General features: G+C 66.2%; 17 protein-coding genes. 9 read left to right on the top strand and 8 right to left on the bottom strand.

Translation table 11 applies throughout. The features are described 5' to 3' along the window. Positions 1-3: 3 nt before the first annotated feature. Both EJI00_RS05740 and gloB read right to left on the bottom strand, forming a co-directional pair. Positions 4-1,617 carry a transglycosylase SLT domain-containing protein gene (locus EJI00_RS05740; RefSeq protein WP_126746503.1) on the bottom strand — a complete coding sequence of 538 codons (1,614 nt, stop codon included), beginning with the start codon at positions 1,615-1,617 and terminating at the stop codon, positions 4-6. Beyond that, entirely contained in the window at positions 1,614-2,393 is a 780-nt protein-coding gene (gene gloB, locus EJI00_RS05735; protein ID WP_126746502.1) for a hydroxyacylglutathione hydrolase, read from the bottom strand. The genes EJI00_RS05740 and gloB overlap by 4 nt, the downstream gene beginning before the upstream one ends. On the opposite strand from gloB, the gene EJI00_RS05730 reads away from it, so the two are divergent. Then, positions 2,392-3,165: a class I SAM-dependent methyltransferase gene (locus EJI00_RS05730; protein ID WP_260590465.1), complete on the top strand. Its 774-nt coding sequence runs from the start codon at positions 2,392-2,394 to the stop codon at positions 3,163-3,165. The two genes, gloB and EJI00_RS05730, sit on opposite strands and share 2 nt — an antisense overlap. A 41-nt stretch (positions 3,166-3,206) precedes the next feature. Next, on the top strand, positions 3,207-3,656 hold the full coding sequence (rnhA, locus tag EJI00_RS05725; protein WP_126746501.1) for a ribonuclease HI: 450 nt from the start codon (positions 3,207-3,209) through the stop codon (positions 3,654-3,656). On the opposite strand, the gene glp is transcribed toward rnhA, so the two are convergent. The 6 genes from glp to EJI00_RS05695 form a co-directional block, all read right to left on the bottom strand. Next, positions 3,653-4,969, bottom strand: a complete 1,317-nt coding sequence (gene glp / locus EJI00_RS05720; RefSeq protein WP_126746500.1) for a gephyrin-like molybdotransferase Glp — start codon at positions 4,967-4,969, stop codon at positions 3,653-3,655. The two genes, rnhA and glp, sit on opposite strands and share 4 nt — an antisense overlap. Then, positions 4,966-5,616: a molybdenum cofactor guanylyltransferase MobA gene (mobA, locus tag EJI00_RS05715; protein ID WP_126746499.1), complete on the bottom strand. Its 651-nt coding sequence runs from the start codon at positions 5,614-5,616 to the stop codon at positions 4,966-4,968. Before mobA ends, glp begins: the two co-directional genes overlap by 4 nt. Then, the gene (gene moaA, locus EJI00_RS05710; protein ID WP_126746498.1) at positions 5,613-6,764 is read right to left on the bottom strand and encodes a GTP 3',8-cyclase MoaA; all 1,152 of its coding nucleotides are present in this window, start codon (positions 6,762-6,764) and stop codon (positions 5,613-5,615) included. The genes mobA and moaA overlap by 4 nt, the downstream gene beginning before the upstream one ends. A gap of 65 nt (positions 6,765-6,829) precedes the next feature. Then, positions 6,830-7,591 carry an SDR family oxidoreductase gene (locus tag EJI00_RS05705; protein WP_126746497.1) on the bottom strand — a complete coding sequence of 254 codons (762 nt, stop codon included), beginning with the start codon at positions 7,589-7,591 and terminating at the stop codon, positions 6,830-6,832. A gap of 76 nt (positions 7,592-7,667) precedes the next feature. Beyond that, positions 7,668-9,101, bottom strand: a complete 1,434-nt coding sequence (locus EJI00_RS05700; RefSeq protein WP_126746496.1) for an aldehyde dehydrogenase family protein — start codon at positions 9,099-9,101, stop codon at positions 7,668-7,670. Positions 9,102-9,149: 48 nt separating this feature from the next. Further along, positions 9,150-9,719 carry a peroxiredoxin gene (locus tag EJI00_RS05695; protein WP_126746495.1) on the bottom strand — a complete coding sequence of 190 codons (570 nt, stop codon included), beginning with the start codon at positions 9,717-9,719 and terminating at the stop codon, positions 9,150-9,152. An 82-nt stretch (positions 9,720-9,801) separates the two neighbouring features. Here EJI00_RS05695 and EJI00_RS05690 point away from each other — a divergent pair, with 82 nt between their 5' ends. Genes EJI00_RS05690 through EJI00_RS05660 form a run of 7 tightly spaced genes read left to right on the top strand, consistent with a single transcriptional unit; the run spans position 9,802 to position 16,584 of the window. Then, positions 9,802-11,376, top strand: a complete 1,575-nt coding sequence (locus tag EJI00_RS05690; RefSeq protein WP_126746494.1) for a phospholipase D family protein — start codon at positions 9,802-9,804, stop codon at positions 11,374-11,376. A 9-nt stretch (positions 11,377-11,385) separates the two neighbouring features. After that, a complete protein-coding gene (locus EJI00_RS05685; protein ID WP_126746493.1) occupies positions 11,386-12,174 on the top strand; it encodes a sterol desaturase family protein in 789 nt (262 codons plus the stop codon). Next, a complete protein-coding gene (locus EJI00_RS05680; protein ID WP_126746492.1) occupies positions 12,158-13,129 on the top strand; it encodes a fatty acid desaturase in 972 nt (323 codons plus the stop codon). Before EJI00_RS05685 ends, EJI00_RS05680 begins: the two co-directional genes overlap by 17 nt. Before the next feature lie 3 nt (positions 13,130-13,132). Further along, positions 13,133-15,085, top strand: a complete 1,953-nt coding sequence (locus EJI00_RS05675) for a beta-ketoacyl-ACP synthase III (RefSeq protein WP_126746491.1) — start codon at positions 13,133-13,135, stop codon at positions 15,083-15,085. After that, entirely contained in the window at positions 15,069-15,980 is a 912-nt protein-coding gene (locus EJI00_RS05670) for a DUF6999 family protein (RefSeq protein ID WP_126746490.1), read from the top strand. Before EJI00_RS05675 ends, EJI00_RS05670 begins: the two co-directional genes overlap by 17 nt. An 18-nt stretch (positions 15,981-15,998) precedes the next feature. Beyond that, entirely contained in the window at positions 15,999-16,367 is a 369-nt protein-coding gene (locus EJI00_RS05665; protein WP_126746489.1) for a hypothetical protein, read from the top strand. Then, positions 16,354-16,584, top strand: a complete 231-nt coding sequence (locus EJI00_RS05660) for a hypothetical protein (RefSeq protein ID WP_055800144.1) — start codon at positions 16,354-16,356, stop codon at positions 16,582-16,584. The genes EJI00_RS05665 and EJI00_RS05660 overlap by 14 nt, the downstream gene beginning before the upstream one ends. Positions 16,585-16,727: the final 143 nt, after the last annotated feature.

The following is a 16,727-nucleotide window of genomic DNA, read 5'->3' as shown; positions in this document are numbered from 1 at the left end:
GGTTCAGCGCTTCTTCTTTGCGGGCGTGCCGCCGCGCTTTTCGCGCACGACCTGCTGCTTGCCGCTCGACTTCGCCACGTTGTTGCCGCGCGCGGCAGTCGCCTTCACCGCGCTGCCGCCGCGCTTGGCGCTTGCGGTGGCGCGGCCGCGAGCCGGTCCTGCCCCCGATCCGACGCGAGCCGCGGGTGCGGCACGAACCGGCAGGTACACGACCACGCTGTAGCCGCGCTTGAAAGCGTGGTTGGGCTTGACGTCGTTCCACTCGGCCACGTTGGAGGGCGCGAGCTTGTAGCGGCGCGCAATGCTGGCCACGCTGTCGTTGCGCCCGGCCTTGATGGTGGTGCGGCGGTTGACGATCTCGGGCTGGAAGCTCAGGTGCCCGCTGTCCGCGACCACGGCCGTCACGTCTTCTTTCACGCGGGCGCCGCGCGGCACGATGAGCGTGGAGCCGGCCTTGATGAGCATGCGCGGCGGAATGCTGTTGAGCGCACGCAAGTCGGCCTCGCTCATGCCCGAGCGCTGGGCGGCATCGGCCACCGTCATGGTGTTGGGAACCACCCATGCCGTCCAGCTGGCGTACTGGCCTTGCGAGTAGGCGTCGAAGTTGCGCTGGAACACGGCCGCGTTGTCCCAGGGTAGCAGGATCTGCTGCGTTCCGGCCGCAAGCAGCACCGGCTTGTGCGCGGCGGGGTTCAGTGCGCGAAAGTCTTCGAGCCGAACGTCGGCCAGCTTGGCCGCCAGCTCGACGTCGAGGTCGCGCGTGAGCGTCACGGTCTGGAAGTACGGGTGGTTGGCGATCAGCGGCAGTTCGGTGTTGAACGCCTGCGGGTTCGCAACGATGTTCTTCACGGCCTGCAGCTTGGGCACGTAGAGCCGCGTTTCGGCCGGCATGGAAAGATCGCTGTAGGTGGTGGGCAGGCCCAGGCGCTGGTTCTTGGCAATGGCGCGGCTCACGCTGCCTTCACCCCAGTTGTACGCGGCCAGCGCAAGCTGCCAGTCACCGAACATGCGGTAGAGCTTTTGCAGGTAGTCCAGCGCGGCGCGGGTCGATGCCACCACGTCGCGGCGGTCGTCGCGGAAGATGTTCTGCTTCAGGTCGAAGTCGGTGCCGGTGGCCGGCATGAACTGCCACATGCCCGCCGCGCGCGCGCTGGAAATGGCCTGCGGGTTGAATGCGCTTTCGATGTACGGCAGCAGCGCGAGTTCGGTGGGCATGTTGCGCCGCTCGAGTTCCTCGACGATGTGGAACATGTACTTGTTCGAGCGCTCGGTCATGCGCTGGATGTAGTCGGGTCGGCTGGCATACCACTGCTCTCGGTCGCGCACGAGGTCGCTCTCGAGGTTGGGCATCTTGAAGCCGCGGCGGATGCGGTCCCACATGTCGGCGGGCGGTGCCAGCGTGACAACGCTTTGCGAATGCGCTTCGCTGCTGGTGATGGGAGTGAGAGGGCCGCCCGGGTACACAGGCGCCGCGCTGCCGGCCACCTTGGAAGCGGTGCCGCCCGTGGTGGCGGTGGATGGGGCGGAAGTGCCGGACGAAGAGGGGGCCGTGGTGGTGCCCGCGCAGCCCGCGAGCAACAGTGAGCCTGCAAGGCAGGCGGCAGCGATAAATTTCATCGGAAGTCGTTTTTCCATTGGCGCAGTGCGGCAAACACATCGGCTTCGCCCGCATTGGCGGAAAGCTCGGCGTGCTCGCGCACCGCTCTAAGGACAGTGGCTTCGCGGCTGCGAAGAAAGGGGTTGATTCGGCGTTCGGTGGCCAGTTGCGAAGGCAGCGTGGGCTGCCCCTGCGCGCGCAGGCTTTCGCAATGCGCGGTGTACTGAGTCAGATCGGCATTGCCGGGTTCCACCGCTTGGGCAAAACGCAGGTTAGCAAGTGTGTATTCGTGCGCACAACACACGCGGGAGTCGCCGGGCAGCGCTGCAAGCGCATCGAGCGAGGCGAGCATTTGCGCCGGCGTGCCTTCGAACAGGCGGCCGCAGCCGCCCGAGAACAGCGTGTCGCCGCAAAACAGCAGCGGCGCCTGGCCCTGGTGTGCCGGCAAGAAGTAGGCGATGTGGCCGGCCGTGTGGCCCGGCACGTCGATGACCTGGAAGCGCAGCCCGAGCACTTCGGCGCTGTCGCCATGCGAAAGCGGGGTGAAGGGTTCCGGAATGCGCTCGCGCGCGGGGCCGAAGACCGGCGCGCCGGTTGCCGCATGGAGCGCGGCCACGCCGCCGGTGTGATCGGGGTGGTGGTGCGTGACTAGAATCGCGGCGAGCTGCAGCTTGTCGCGCGTCAATGCGTTGAATACCGGTTGAGCGTCGCCCGGGTCCACCACGATCGCGTTGGACCCGTCCTGCAGCATCCAGATGTAGTTGTCAGCGAAGGCGGGCAGCGGAACAAGGGTCATGAGCGGTCAAATTATAGGTTTGCAGGATTGGTTCGCGACCCCCCCCGGCCGCTACCTCCTGGCGTGGGAGCAGGCCCAGTTCGACGAAGCCGTGGCGGATGTCTTCGGCTATCACGCGCTGCAACTGGGCGCAGCCGAGATCGAGGGGCTGCGCGCCAACCGCATGCCGCACCGCTGGCTGGCCTTGAGCGACCCCTTGCAGCAACCCGGCAGGGCCGCGCTGTTCACCGACTTTGCGGCGCTGCCGTTCGCGGCCAACAGCCTGGACCTGGTGGTGCTGCCGCATGCACTGGAGCTGAGCCCCGACCCCCACGCCACCTTGCGTGAAGTGGAGCGGGTGCTGGTGCCCGAAGGCCGCGTGGTGATCTGCGGGCTGAACCCGGCCAGCCTGTGGGGCATGCGGCAGCGCCGCGCGCACCTGTACCGTAAGCTTGGCGTGGGCGAACTCTTCTTGCCCGAGGGCGGCGAGTTCATCGGCTACTGGCGCATTCGCGACTGGCTGCGGCTCTTGAGCTTCGAGGTGGAGTCCGGGCGTTTTGGCGTTTACCGGCCCGCGGTGCGCAGCGAGGCATGGCTGGAGCGCTGCCGCTGGATGGACACGGCCGGCGAGCGCTGGTGGCCCATTTTTGGCGCCGTGTACTTCCTGGTGGCCGTCAAGCGGGTGCGCGGCATGCGCCTGTTGGGGGCCGAATGGCGCCGCGCCGCCGCAGCCCGCGCCACAGCGCCGGTGCCCCTGGCAGGCAAGGTGCACAAGGCTGATCACGCCGAATGATTGAATCAATGATCGATTGAAAGAAGAAGGAAAAGAAAGTTTTGAACGAAGTCGTGATCTACACCGATGGTGCGTGCAAAGGCAACCCGGGCCCCGGTGGCTGGGGCGCATGGCTCAAGTCGGGCGCCACTGAAAAGGAACTGTTCGGCGGCGAACTCAACACCACCAACAACCGCATGGAACTCACGGCCGTGATCGAGGGCCTGGCCGCCCTCAAGCGGCCATGCAAGGTCATTCTCTATCTCGACAGCCAGTACGTGCGCATGGGCATCACCGAGTGGATCCGCGGCTGGAAAGCCAAGGGCTGGCGTACCTCCACCAAGCAGCCGGTAAAGAACGTGGAACTCTGGCAAAAGCTCGACAAGCTGGTGGCGGAGGGCGGCCACGTCATCGAATGGCGCTGGGTCAAGGGCCATTCGGGCGACCCCGGCAACGAGCGCGCCGACATGCTTGCCAACAAGGGCGTGGACAAGGCCCTCGGCCGGATCTAATCCTCGAGCATCATCACGTCGACTTCATCGCCCGCGCCAACGCTGCCCTGATCGTGGTGCAGCACCACGAGCCCGTTGGCCTCGACCATCGAACTCAGCACACCCGAACCCTGGTTGCCCGCAATGCGAACCTCGGGCAATGCGCCGGCCACGGCCGTGACGAAGCCGCGCTGGTATTCGGTGCGGCCGGGCTTCTTGCGGATGGCACCTGCGCTGCGTGCACGCAGCAGCGGCCGAGGCGCGGCGGCAATGTCGTGGCAGCCCATCATGCGCAGCAACGCAGGCCGCACGAACGCAAGAAAAGTGACCATCACGGCCACCGGATTGCCGGGCAGCCCGAACAGCACGGCGGCGCCCGGCTGCGATGAAATGGCCTGGTCGCGCGGAATCAGGCCGACGGCCATCGGCCGTCCGGGGCGCATGGCAACCCGCCAGAACGCCATGTCTCCAAGCTGTTGCATCACCGCGCGCGTGTGGTCGGCGGCACCGACGCTCACGCCACCGCTGGTGATGATGGCATCCGCCTCGCTGGCGGCGCGTTGCAGCGTGGCGGCGAGGGTGGCCGGGTCGTCGCGCACCAGGCCCAGGTCGATGACTTCGCAACCGAGTCGCGTGAGCAGGCCGAACACTGTGTAGCGGTTGCTGTCGTACACAGCGCCTTCGCGCGGCGGTTCGCCCAGGCTCAGGATTTCGTCGCCGGTCGAAAAGTAGGCCACGCGCAGGCGCCGCAGCACGGAAACCGAAGGCAGGCCGAGGCTCGCGATCATGCCCAGGGCTGCGGGCGAGAGGTGCTCGCCACGTTTCAGGGCAGGTTGGCCCTGCATCAGGTCTTCGCCCGCGAAGCGGCGGTTGTCGCCCCGGCGGAGCACCTTGGCAGGAAAGCTCACGCAGTCGCCGTCGACCTTGCAGAACTCCTGCGGGATCACGGTGTCGAGCCCTTCGGGCATGACCGCGCCCGTCATGATCCGGACCGCATCGCCTGCACCCACGGAGCCGCGCCACGCGGCGCCGGCCAGCGCGGTTCCCACCACGCGCAGCTCGATCGATGCATCGATGGGCGCATCGTCGCGCAGGACGGCGCCATCGAAGGCAAAGCCGTCCATCGCGGAGTTGTCGTGCGGCGGCACGCTCACCGGCGAGATGATGTCTTCGGCCAGCACGCGGCCGAGGGCCTCGCGCACGCCGACTTCTTCGCGTTCGGAGACCACGGCCGGGGCGACGAGTTGGGCCAGGAAGGCCTGCACTCCGTCGACGCTCAGCGCCTGGGGGTCATAGCCCGCAAGGGCAGCGGCAATGTCGGCGATGCGGCTCATCGGTTTTCGAGCGCGTGCAGTTCGGCCAGCGTGTTGGCGTTGAAGAAAGCATCGGGCGCATCGCCGGGCCGGTCGAAGGGCACGAGCACGGTCCGGTGCTGCGCGGTCCACGCGTCGATCTTGCGGCCGCCGGACTGGGTGAAGTTCACCAGGCTTTCGAGCAACGCCGTGTGAAGCAGGCAGAACACCGGCTGCGGCCGCAGCACCGGCGCCGCGCCGGGTTCGGGGGCGGCTTCGGGGGCGCTGACCATGGCAATTTCCGCGTTGTCGGCAACCAGCGCCTCGGCCATGCGGCTTGCCAGGTCGAGCGGGAACAGCGGCGTGTCGCAAGGCACGGTCAGGAGGTAAGGCGTTTCGCAGCGCTCAAGGCCGGTCAGAAAGCCCGCGAGCGGACCCGCGTAATCGGCCAGGCTGTCGGGCCACACCGGCACGCCGAAGGACTCATAGGCGGCCAGGTTGCGGTTGGCATTGATCATGACCTCGCCGACCTGCATGCCCAGCCGCAGCACGGCGTGCATTGCGAGCGGCGAGCCGTTGAAGTTCTGCAGGCCCTTGTCGATGCCACCCATGCGCGTGCCGCGGCCGCCGGCCAGCAGCAGGCCGGTGATCTCGCTGGGGGAAATGGGTTCTTGTGTCTGTGGGGTCATCCGCCGATGTAGCTCATTTCGACGCGTCGCGGCGCCTTGTCGTTGGTGTCGTGCTCGGCGCTTTCAGGGCCGCGAAGCGCGCGCAGTTCGGAATAGCGGTCGGCGCGGCCCTGCCAGATGTGGCCGATGGCGGAGGCGATCTCCTCGTCGGTGGCGGTGCCGCGCAGCAGCGGGCGCAAGTCGTGGCCCGCGCTGGCAAAAAGGCAGAGGTAGAGCTTGCCCTCGGTAGACAGGCGCGCGCGGCTGCAGTCGTGGCAGAAGGCCTGGGTCACGCTGCTGATCACGCCGACTTCGCCGCCGCCGTCGGCATAGGCCCAGCGCTGCGCGGTTTCACCGGGCGCGCTGGCCTCGAGAGGCACCAGCGGAAACTCGGCGCCGATGCGCGCGATGACCTCCGCCGAAGGCAGCACCTCGTCCATGCGCCAGCCGTTGGTGGCGCCCACGTCCATGTATTCGATGAAGCGCAGCACGACCTTGCCGCCGTGGTTGTCGCGAAAGTAACGCGCCATCGGCAGGATTTCCTGCTCGTTGGTGCCGCGCTTCACCACCATGTTGACCTTGATCGGGCCTAGCCCGGCGGCCAGCGCCGCCTCGATGCCGGCCAGCACGTCGGCCACCGGAAAATCGACATCGTTCATGTGGCGGAACACCGCGTCGTCGAGGCTGTCGAGGCTTACCGTCACGCGTTGCAGGCCGGCAGCCGCCAGCGCCGCCGCCTTGCGCCGCAGCAGCGAGCCGTTGGTGGTGAGCGTGAGCGCCAGTGGCTCGCCGGCCGGCGTACGGAGTTCGGAAAGCTGCTCGATCAGCCGCTCGATGTTCTTGCGCAGCAGCGGCTCGCCGCCGGTAAGCCTAATCTTGCGTACGCCATGGGCTGCGAAAAGCCGCGCGAGCCGCGTCATTTCCTCGAAGCTCAGCAGGGCGCTGTGCGGCAGGTATTGGTAGTCCTTGTCGAACACGTCTTTCGGCATGCAGTAGCTGCAGCGAAAGTTGCAGCGGTCCGTCACGCTGATGCGCAGGTCGGTCAGCGGCCGGCCGAGGCGGTCGAGCAGGTGGCCCGTGGCGGGCACGGCAATCTCCGGCACCGAAACCGCCGGGCGTGCGCGGCCGATTTCGGAGAGCGGAATGACGGTGGTGCTTTTGCTGTTCATGGGCCAGCGGCCAATTTACTCCATCAGGGATGGGCCGAGCCGGAAAGGGCTACTCGGCAGGGCCGCTAGACGCAGCGCGCGCCGTCCACTTCGATGCACACGCCGCTGATGAACGCCGCCTCGTCGCTTGCGAGGTACAGCGCGGCGTTGGCCACGTCAAGCGCCGTCGAGAAGCGGCCGAGCGGAATGGTGGCGCGGAACTTGGCCTTGCGCTCTTCGGTGAGCGGGCCGCCCGCGAATTCGGCGGCCAGGCCGGTGTCGGGGTTGAACACCGGGTTGAGGCAGTTCACGCGGATGTTGTCGGGGCCGAGCTCGGCGGCCAGCGACTTGCTCGTCGTGATCACGGCGCCCTTGGAGCCGTTGTACCAGGTCAGGCCCGGACGCGGACGCACGCCGGCGGTGGACGCAATGTTGATGAACGAGCCGCCGCCGTTGGCGCGGAATGCCGGCACTGCGTGCACCGTGGCCAGGTAGATGCTCTTCACGTTGACCGCGTAGCACTTGTCGAACTCGTCTTCGCCGACTTCGAGGGCAGGGCGGTTGCGGTGCGTCCAGCCGGCGTTGTTCACCATGGCGTCGAGCTTGCCGTGGCGTTCCACCGCGGCTTCGACCAGGGCCTTGACCTGGGCCGACTGCGTGACGTCCGCCGCGAAGAAAGAGGCCCTGCCGCCGTCGCGCAGGATGGCTTCGACCACCTGCTGGCCGGCTGCCGGGTTGATGTCGTTCACGAGCACCTGGGCGCCCTCGGCCGCGAGCCGCTTGGCGATGCCTTCGCCGATGCCGCCGCCGGCACCGGTCACGATGATGGATTTGTCCTTGACGCGCACGCTGTGTCTCCTCGAAAAAAAGTGCAGCGGGGCAGTGTATCGGGCCGTGCCGCCTGGCGCTCGGGCGCGCTACCTGTCAACCGTGCTTGATGGCGACCGTCTTGAGCGTGGTGAAGCCGTAGAGCGCCTCGAAGCCCTTTTCGCGTCCGTAGCCCGATGACTTGACCCCGCCGAACGGCAGTTCCACGCCGCCACCCGCGCCGTAGTTGTTGATGAACACCTGGCCGCTGCGCACACGCTTGGCCATGCGGAATTGGCGCGAGCCGTCGGCGGTCCACACGCCCGCAACCAGGCCGAACTGCGTCGCGTTGGCGAGCGCCACCGCTTCGTCTTCGTCGGCGAACTGCATCGCAGCGAGCACCGGGCCGAACACTTCTTCCTGTGCGAGGCGGTGGTTCACCGGCACGTCGCGCAGCAGGGTGGGGGCCTGGTAGAAGCCGGTTTCGGGCGCTTCGTCGACCACCACGCCGTGGGCCACCATCGGAATGCCGGCCACCTGGGCGTCGCTCAAAAAGTCCCACACGCGCTGCTGCTGGGTCTGGCGGATCAGGGGGCCGACGTCGAGGTCCATGGCCGCGGGGCCGACGCGCAGGTCCTCGAAGGCATGGCCGAGGCGCTCGAGCAGTGGCTCGTAGATGGCGCGCTGGATCAGCACGCGCGATCCGGCCGAGCAGGTCTGGCCGGCGTTCTGCACGATGGCGTTGATGATCACCGGAATGGCCGCGTCGAGATCGGCGTCGGCAAAGATGATCTGCGGACTCTTGCCGCCGAGTTCGAGCGTCACGGGGCAATGCCGTTCGGCTGCCACCTGTTGGATCAGCGTGCCGATCTTCGGACTGCCGGTAAAGCTGATGTGATCGATGCCTTCGTGCCGCGCCAGCGCGTCGCCCACTTCATGGCCGTAGCCGGTCACGATGTTGAGCGCGCCGGCCGGAAAACCGACTTCGGCCGCAAGCTGCGCCACGCGAATCAGCGAAAGGCAGGCGTCTTCGGCCGGCTTCACCACGCACACGTTGCCGGCCGCCAATGCCCCGCCCACGCTGCGCCCGAAGATCTGCATCGGGTAGTTCCAGGGAATGATGTGGCCCGTGACACCGTGCGGCTCGCGCCAGGTGAACACGCTGTAGCCGTCCTGGTAGGGAATGGTCTCGCCGTGCAGCTTGTCGCAGGCGCCGGCATAGAACTCGAAATAGCGCACCAGCGCCACTGCATCGGCGCGCGCCTGCTTCACCGGCTTGCCGCAATCGCGCTGCTCGAGCAGGGCGAGCTCGTCGACGTGCTCGGCAATCTTCTGCGAGAGCTTGTAGAGCAGGCGGCTGCGGTCGGCCGCGCTCACCTTGTGCCACACGCCCTCGAAGCAATCGCGCGCCGCGCGCACCGCGGAGTCGATGTCGGCGGCGTTGCTGCGCTGGATTTCGTCGAAGGGCTGGCCGTCGGACGGGTCGAGCACTTGCAGGGTGCGGCCGGAGGAAGACGGGACGTCGGCGTTGGCGATGAAGTTGAGTTGCATGGGACGGGATTTTGCGCGAAGCCGAGCAATCCCGCCGGGAGCCCCGGGCTACCTTGGCGCGCCTGGGCGCGGCAGCGCCCGCACCGCATTGAGCATGCGCTCCACGTGCTTGTCCGGATTCAGGTTCTGGTAGTAGTAAGCCACCGTGCCGTTCGGCGCAATCACATAGGAAAGTCGGTTGGCAAAGTCGGGCCGGGTCTGCATCAGGGCGTCGAACCCGTTGATCACCGTCTTCGATTCGTCCGAGGCCACGGGAAAGCGGCTTTGGCACGACTTGACCGAGAACTTCGAGAGCGTGTCGATGTCGTCCGCCGAAACGCCGATGACAGTGGCGCCGAGCGCCGTGAACTGGTCGATGGCTTCGGCGAAAGCATGGGCCTCGATCGAACAGTCGCTGGAGTCGGCCGCGGGAAAGAAGTACAACACCACCGGCCCCTTGGCCAAGGCTTCGGCCAGCGAATAGCGGAAGGTCTTGCCGCCCAGCGCGGCATTGGCGGTGAACTTGGGCACCGGGTCGCCGATGTCCAGGGCCGCCCAGGCGGGGAGTGCCAGCGCGGCTGCAACAGACCCGGCTGCAACCGACATCAGCGCGATGCGTGAGAGGATCGGTCTTGCCATGGTGTAACTCCGAGCAGGTGTGGAGCGAATTCTAGGACGGTGGGCAATTTTTCAATAACAGGGCTGCGAGCATCGATCCATCATGAACGCCTGGACTCAACTTCTGCGCATTTGTCTTGCCGGCGCCATGCTCGCGGCGCTGGCCGCCTGCGGTTCGCTGCCGCCGGCGCGCGAGCGGGCAGCGGTAACTGCGGACGTGGCCGACCCGTCCACCAGGCTCGCGAAGATCGTGGCGGCCTCGACGCCGCCCGGGGAGCATTCGGGCTTTCGGTTGATGCCGCTCGGCGTGTATTCGCTGGACGCGCGCATCCAGCTTGCGCAGCGCGCCCAGCGTTCGCTGGTGGTCCAGTATTACCAGCTCGAAAACGACGCCACCGGCCGGCTGCTGATGCGCTCGCTGCGCGAGGCAGCGGCGCGCGGGGTGCAGGTGCGCTTGCTGGTGGACGATCTCTACACGGCCAGGAGCCAGCAGCTGCTGCTTGCGCTTTCGCAGACGCCCAATGTGGACGTGCGGCTGTTCAACCCGTTCTGCTGCGGGCGCAACGGATTTCTGTCGCGCTTCGCGGCGTCGCCGCATGAGATCGGGCGGCTCAACCACCGCATGCACAACAAGCTCTTCATTGCCGACGGGGTGATGGCCGTGGTGGGCGGGCGCAACATTGCCGACGAGTATTTCGTGCTGAGCGAGGCGCAGAACTTCATCGACATGGACGCGCTGGTGGTGGGCAATGTGCTGCCGCAGCTGGAGTCGATCTTCGATGCCTACTGGAACAGCAAGCAGGTCTGGCCCGTGGCGGACATCGTGCGCGGCGAGGGCGGCCACATACCCACCACCGCGGACTTCGATGCCTGGATCGGCATGGCGGCGCCGCCGCCGAAGATCGTGCTGCCGCCTTCCGACATCCTGGGCTACGGGCCGATTGCCGAGGAGCTCGATGGCGGCCGCATGGGGCTTTTGTGGGGCGAGGCCCGGGCCATTGCCGACCCGCCCACCAAGCCGACCACCATGACGGCGGACGAAGCCATTGCAACCAGCGTGACGATGCAGGTCTGGGCGTTGTTGATGGACGCCAAGATCCAGGTCGACTTGACCTCGCCGTACCTGGTACCCGGCGAGCGCGGCATGGCGGCGTTCGAAGACCTGGCCAAGCGCAACGTCAAGCTCACGCTGCTCACCAATTCGCTGGCCGCCAACGACGAACCGCTGGTGCACACCGGCTACGCGCGCTACCGCGAGCGCTTGCTCAAGGGCGGGGCCGACCTGTACGAACTGAGCCCGCAGCGCACCACCGCGGGCGAGCGCTTCGGCCTGTTCGGCAAATCGCTCGGGCGGCTGCACTCCAAGACGGCCGCCATCGACAAGACGCGCATCTTCATCGGCTCGATGAACCTCGATCCGCGCTCGGCGAGCCAGAACACCGAGATGGGCCTGGTGGTCGACAGCCCGCAGCTGGCGCGCGAGATGCTGCGCGTCATCAACATCAGCAAGCTGCAGAACTCGTACCGCCTGCGCCTTGCCAAGGACACCGGCACGTTGCAGTGGCTCACGAGCGACGGGGAAAAGGAAGTCATCCTGACCTCGGAACCGGAGTCGACCTTCTTCCAGCGGCTGCACAACATGATCATTGCGCCTCTGGTTCCTGAAATGCTGCTGTAGCCTCGGGGGATGGCGCAAACCTTTACAAATTTGTCCGCCCTCCAGGTGATGTGCTGGGGGCTGGCGTTTTTCGGCTCGATCTACTTGGGGTTTGGCGCACTCAATTGGCTGTTGACCCGCCGGGTGTTGCCGGCACTCGGAATCGGGCGGGTGCTCGATCCGCGTCCTCTGCAGCCGGGGCAACTGCGCCGCGAACTGACGCCGTCGAGCGTTTCGGTGCTGGTTTTCGGGCTTGGCATGGTGTTTCCGTGGGGCTTGCTTCAGCTGGGCTGGGCGCGGCTCGACGCGGATGCGGGCTGGCGGCAGATCGCGCTTGAAATCGTGGTGCTGGCGGTCTGGAACGACGTGCACTTCTGGTTCAACCATCGCTTGCTGCACACGCGGTGGCTGCGGCGCTTTCACGGGCCACATCACCGTTCGGTGGTGACCACGCCCTGGGCCACCTACAGCTTTCACCCGATCGAGGCGGTGATGCTCGGCAACGTGATCTTGCTGCCGATGCTGCTGCACGACTTCAGCTTCTGGTCGCTTGCCTCGGTGCCGCTGTTCAGCCTGTTCTTCAACAGCATCGGTCATTCGAATTACGACTTCTTTCCCGGGGTGTCTTACAGCCACTGGTTTGCCGCGAGCCGTCGGCACCATTTGCACCACGCCTGCCACGGCGGCAACTACGGCTTCCAGTTCACTTTCATGGACCGGTTGTTCGGCACGCGCATCGCCGCCGATGCGGCCGAGCCGCAGTTCCAGGCTTTTCAAGACAAGCAGCAACGCCAACAGCAGCATGGCATCGCGGCCTGACGCATTGCGCCGGCCGGCACGCCTGCGCCATTGGCGCGACTGGCAGAGCCTTGCCTACCTGGTGGCGCTTCCGGCGCTGGCGGCATGGCAGTGGGTGCATGGCTTTGCCGTGCTGCTCTATGGGTTGATGCTCTTTCTGACGCTGGGCGTGGGCGTGATCCACCACAACCACGTGCATTTGCGCATGTGGCGAGGGCGGCGCATGAACCGGTTCACCGACTTCTGGATCACGCTGCTGCAGGGGCACCCGACCTTCGTTTTCTGGCCCGCGCATGTGGCCAACCACCATCGCCACCAGCATGGGCCACGGGACGTGGCGCGCACCTACCGCTTCGGCGGCGACACCAACCACTTGCGCGGCTACCTGCTGCATCCGTTCCAGGCGGTGTGGGTGCTGATGCCCGTGTGCCTGGGCTGGCTCGGGCGGCTTCGCAGGCACCGGCCGGGGCCTTGGCGCTATTGCATGGCGCAGTACGCGCTGTGGCTCGGCAGCTGGAGCGCGCTGCTGCTGCTCGACTGGCGCAAGGCGCTGCTGTTCGTCATCGTGCCGCAACTGCATGGCCTGCATTGGCTGCTGGCCACCAACTACCTGCAGCACGCGCATGCGGACGGACGCAGGCCCCTACCCCGTGCGGAAGCGAGTGCGGAGGCGCGGCGCGATACCGCGGGTACCCGGTTCAACTACGCACGCAATTTCGAAGGGTTGGTGAACCCGTTGCTGTTCAACATCGGCCTGCACACCGCACATCACGAGAACCCGCATGCCCACTGGTCCGAACTCACGCAATTGCACCGCACGCGCTACCGCGCGCAGGTCGATCCCGCACTCAATGAGCAAGGACTGGGGCCCTACATGGTTCGCGTGTTCGTGCTGGGAGCGCTGTGGCCGCGTTTTCGCAGCCGCTCGCTGATGCCACCCGTGCCTTTGGTGCCGCCCGAGTCTTCAACCCACTGAACCATGCCTGTTCCATTTCAACGCGTCTACATCGAGAGCGCCGGCTACTACATGCCCGGCGAGCCCATTCCCAACGAGCGCATGGACGCCTACATCGCGCCGCTCAACCGCATGTCGGAGCGCATCAAGCGGCGCATCCTGGCGGAGAACGGCATTCTCACGCGGCACTATGCAATCGACGAGGAGGGCGCGACGCATGAAACCAATGCGCAGCTCGCGGCGGGTGCGATCCGCGATTGCCTGCAGCGCGGCGGGGCCGAGCTTTCGCGCGTGTCGCTGCTGGCCAGCGGATCTTCGGGCGGCGACACGCTCATGCCGGGCTTTGCCAACATGATCCAGGGCGAACTGGCAGCGGCGCCGATGGAGACCTTGTCGGTGCACGGCATCTGCGCCGCGGGCGTGTCGGCCATCCAGTCGGCCGCGCAAGGCATCGAGTTGGGCGCGCACCGCAGCGCGCTTGCGGTGGCCAGCGAAATGCCCTCGCGGCTTTTCAAGCGCCCGCGCTTCGCGGCCCGCGGCTATGAAACCGACTTCGATTCGCACTTTCTGCGCTGGATGCTTTCCGACGGTGCGGGCGCGTTGCTGCTCTCCGACGGCGCGCCCGGGCTGGCCGGCAACCCCGGGCTGCGTTTGCGGCTGAAATGGGTGCACCAGCGCGCGTTCTCGGGTGACTACCCGGTGTGCATGCAACTGGGCCTGACCGAAGACCGTGCACGCGGCCATCTCGATTTCGGCTCCTGGGCCGAGGCGGAAGCGGCCGGTGCCTTGTCGCTGCGGCAGGACATTCGCCTGCTGCCGCACCTGTTCGACATCGGCATTCACGAATACGCGACCCTGGTGCGCGATGGCTGGGTCGATCCGAAGCGGGTCGACCATTTCCTGTGCCATTACTCGTCGGAAAAATTCATTCCTGTGGTTGAAGACCTGATGACGAAGGCCGACCTCGCCATTCCGCGCGACCGGTGGTGGAGCAACCTGGCCTGGCGCGGCAACACCGGCGCGGCGTCGATCCTGATCATGCTGTCGGAGTTCTTGCACACCAAGACGCTGAAGCCCGGTGAGCAGATCTTTTGCTACGTGCCGGAGTCGGGGCGCTTCATGGCCGCCTACATGCTGCTGGAGGTCGAGGCAGCCGACGCGCCCGCACAGGCAGTGGCCGGTCCACGCATGGCCGCTGAAACAGCGCCAGACGATGAGCCCGCGATTGCGCCGCCGCACGATCCGGCCGCCGCGCCCGAAGGCCTTGGCGCACTGCTGACCGAGCTGGCCGGCATCTGGCACGACTACCGCTCGAACGTCTGGCGCACGCCGCTGATCCGCCAGATCCGCGAACGGCGCTTCGCGCTGCCCGACTACCTGAACTGGATGGAGCAGTGGGTTCCGCAGGTGCGCGAAGGCAGCCGCTGGATGCGCGAAGGCGCCGCTTCGCTGACGGGGCCCTACAAGACGCTTGCCGCACTGATCGACGTGCATGCGGGCGAAGAGCAGGACGACTTCGACATTCTCTTCAGCGACTACCGCAAGGCCGGCGGCACCGTGGCCGAGATCGGCGAGTTGCGCCGCAACCCCGGTGGGGAGGCGCTCAACGCCTACCTGCACGGCCTGGCCGCCACGCGCGACCCCATCGGGCTGCTGGGCGCGATCTACATCATCGAAGGCACGGGCCAGCGCATCGTGCCGGCGCTGCTCCCGCTGGTCAAGGCCGGCCTGAAGCTGCCGCCCGATGCGTTCCGCTTTCTCGAGTACCACGGCCACAACGACGAGAACCACCTGAACCGATGGCTCGCCGCGGTCGAGATGGTGATGGCTGTGGAAGCGGACAAGGACAGCCTAGGTACCAAAGGGCAGGGCCGCGCAGCCCGGCAGATCATCGACACGGCGCGCCACACGGCCGCGCTGTACTTGATGCAGTTTCAGCACATCACGGAGCGAATGCCACATGAGCCGAACGCCTGATTTTCTCGAGCAGGGCCACGACGAGCGCGACCCCAGCCCATGGCTCGCCCTCTACCTCGACCAGAGCACGCCGTTGCCCGACGAGGTCAAGGCGGCGTGGCTGGCCGATTCGAGCTCAGGCTCGCGCCAGTACCTGCTGCCGTTTCTGCGGCCGGTGGCGCGGCTCACGATCATCCTGATTCAGGTGGTGAAGGTGTTCGTGCCGCGCAACTGGTCGCACTCGAAGATGCTGCACAACCTGCTGGCCTGGGGGCTCAAGCGCTTCGTTTCACCGGAAGCGAACTGGCTGATCCTGCGGCACTTCCATCTGGGTTCGCAGGTGCTGAGCTTCATCGGCCGCAATTCGCCCGCGCCCGTGGGTACCTCGCCGCTGGAGCCTGCCGACATCGACGCGCTCAGGGAAGAGATGTTCCTGAAGCACGACCTGAATCTGTTCAATTTCGTGATCCGCCTGAACCAGGCGCTGCGCGACAGAGGGTTGGCATTGGGCAAGGCGCCCAATGTCGACTTTTCGATGATCAAGGACCCTGGGTTGCGGCTTTCGGACATGCCGCACGGCAAGCTCAATTTTCTCGACCTGCAAAGCGCCATTGAGCTTTTCACGCCGCTTTATCAATTGATGTTGACGGATAACGACTTTTGGCGCGCCGCCAACTCCCTGCAGCTCGACGAAACCATCGGCATCTACGCCGCGACGGTGCTGGGCGCTCCGGAGCACCTGATTCTGGTCAACAACAAGCACCCGCTGGTGCCGCTTTCCACCTTGCGGGCGGGACATCGGCTGGTCATCCATGGGCTTTCGACCGAAATGCTGCACAGCCTGCTGCGGCGCATGCAGGCCGCGCATGAGGCGCCCCCCGAGCCAACACCCGCACGGGAGGAGGCACTTGCATAAAGCGTATGCTGCCCCCAGATGGACTCCATGAACACGACCCAAAATCCGTCTCCCAAGACCGATCTGGCAGTGACCCACGTGCTGGCTCAACTGCTGGAACGGCTCGAGCACAGCACCGTTCCCGTCGGGGCGGAGCAGTACCGCTCGGTGGTCGAACACCTCGTGCACGAATTCAGCGACGTTGAACCGGGCGCCGATCTGGGCCGCCTGCTCGACGCTTATCCGGCTGCCGCCGAGGTGTACGAAAATATCAACTATCAACACGCCGGCCTGTGCCGCTCGGCGCTGGACGCGGCGCTTGCAGCCGAAGTCCGCGCCAGAGAAGTCATAGCACGGGCGATGCGAAATACCGAACCTAAAAAGGACAAAGCCGATGGCCAAAGCTGAGGTGAAGACTGCCGTCGTGGCCGATGGCTTGCGTTACAAATCGAAAACACCAGGCTCGCCGTTCCGCGCGTCCGCGTCTTTCAGCGGGGCGACCATGTCCTGCTTCATGTGCGGCAAGCATCGCGTACGCTCGCAGCTGCGCACCCGCCAGGTACTCGGCAAGTCGCAAACCGTGTGCGCGCCTTCGTGCAAGGCGCTGGACGAGTCGCTCGAATAATCCGGCGGCGCTCGGCTAGCAGGGCTGAGCGTCTTTTTGGCGACATGCCCGAGCAGCGGCGTTGCAGATTTCCTTCTCTATTTGCGGTATTGGATATACAGTTGGACACAATTGATGCAAGTAATTGCAGTCAATAAAAAGTT

Origin of the sequence: Variovorax sp. DXTD-1 (assembly GCF_003984625.1) — a bacterium.
In the GTDB taxonomy this organism is placed as follows: Bacteria; Pseudomonadota; Gammaproteobacteria; order Burkholderiales; family Burkholderiaceae_C; genus Variovorax.
This window is presented reverse-complemented; position numbering and strand designations above follow the sequence as displayed.